Annotated in this window: 1 protein-coding gene; it reads left to right on the top strand. The window is 67.6% G+C overall.

The genetic code is table 11. From position 1 onward, the window contains the following. On the top strand, window positions 1-1,754 hold a 1,754-nt coding region (locus FFS30_RS23680; protein ID WP_212742578.1), incomplete at both ends, for a DUF11 domain-containing protein.

The raw sequence follows: 1,754 nt of genomic DNA, 5'->3' as shown, positions 1-1,754 counted from the left end.
AGCGGCCAGAGCTACGCGATTGCGGTGACGATCGCGAACGGTCCGACGACCGCGGCGATCACGATCGCCGACACCCTGCCGACGGGCATCACGCTGTCGGGCACGCCGACGATGTCGCCGAGTGCGGCATCGTTGACGGGTTGTCCGACCTCGGGCGGCAACCTGACCGGTTGCACGATCGCAACGGGGCTGGCGAACGGCACGTACACGATCACCGTGCCGATCAACGTGACCGCTGCAATGGTTGGTGCGTCGGGCGGCAATAACACGGCGAACCTGTCGGGCGGCGGCGATCCGTCGTGCACGAGCGCGACCGGTGAAGCCTGCGATCCGAGCACGCCGACAACAGCCGTCGGCAATCCGCCGAAGGTGACGGCGACGAAGAGCGCATCGGCCAATCCGCTGCTGGTTGGCGTAAGCGGCCAGAGCTACGCGATTGCGGTGACGATCGCGAACGGTCCGACGACCGCGGCAATCACGATCGCCGACACGCTGCCGACGGGCATCACGCTGTCGGGCACGCCGACGATGTCGCCGAGCGCGGCATCGCTGACGGGTTGTCCGACAACTGGCGGCAACCTGACGGGCTGCACGATCGCCACCGGTTTGGCGAATGGCACGTACACGATCACCGTGCCGATCAACGTGGCCTCCGCGGCGGTCGGCGCGTCGGGCGGCAACAACACGGCAAACCTGTCGGGCGGCGGCGATCCGTCGTGCACGAGTGCGACCGGTGAAGCCTGCGATCCGAGCACGCCGACGACAGCCGTTGGCAATCCGCCGAAGGTGACGGCGACGAAGACGGCGAATCCGAATCCGCTGGTGGTCGGCGCGACAAACCAGAATTATCGGATTGCGATCACGGTGGCGAACGGTCCGACGACCGCGCCGATCACGATTGCCGACACGCTGCCGACCGGAATTACCATTTCGGGAACGGTGACGACCAGCAGTGGCACGCTCAGCGGCTGCGCCAACTCGGGTAGCAGCCTCGGCGCAAGCTGTCAGTTGAGCACGGGTCTGGCCAACGGCACTTACACCGTGACGATCCCAGTCAGCGTGGCGGCTTCGGCGCTCGGCGCGACGGGTGGTAACAACGCAGCGAACCTGTCGGGTGGCGGCGATCCCTCGTGCACAAGCGCGACCGGTGAAGCCTGCGACCCGAGCGTCGTTGTGCCTGTCAACACGCCGTCGAACATCACGCTGGCGAAGGCCGGCCCTGCGACGGTGCTGACCAACGGTGCGCTGGCGTACACGATCAACCTCGGCAACAGCGGTCAGACCGCCAGCGGCACGACCGCGACGGTGAAGGACGTGCTGCCGGCCGGCGTGACGTTCGTCAATGCGACGGCCGGTGCGGGTGTGAGCACGGTAACGTGCACGGCCTCGGGTCAGACCTTGACCTGCACGGTGACGCTGAGCAGTGCGCTCGCTGCCGGTGCGGCGAACGGCGCCGCGGCGTTCACGATCAACACGACCGCGCCGACAACGAGCGGCAGCATCACGAACTACGCCTCGACCGATCCGACCGGCGGCACGACGCCGCCGACGCCGGGTGCGAGCTGCACGCCGGCAACGAGTTGCGGCACTGCGACGACGCAGGTCAACACGCCGTCGAACATCACGCTGGCAAAAGCCGGCCCTGCGACGGTGCTGACCAACGGTGCGTTGGCGTACACAATCAACCTCGGCAACAGCGGCCAGACCGCCAGCGGCACGACCGCGACGGTGAAGGATGTGCTGCCCGCCGGGGT

The organism is Rudaea sp. 3F27F6, from assembly GCF_005503555.1.
Lineage (GTDB): Bacteria > Pseudomonadota > Gammaproteobacteria > Xanthomonadales > Rhodanobacteraceae > Rudaea.
Note: the sequence above shows the minus strand (reverse complement) of the source record. Positions and strands in the feature narration are given on the sequence as shown.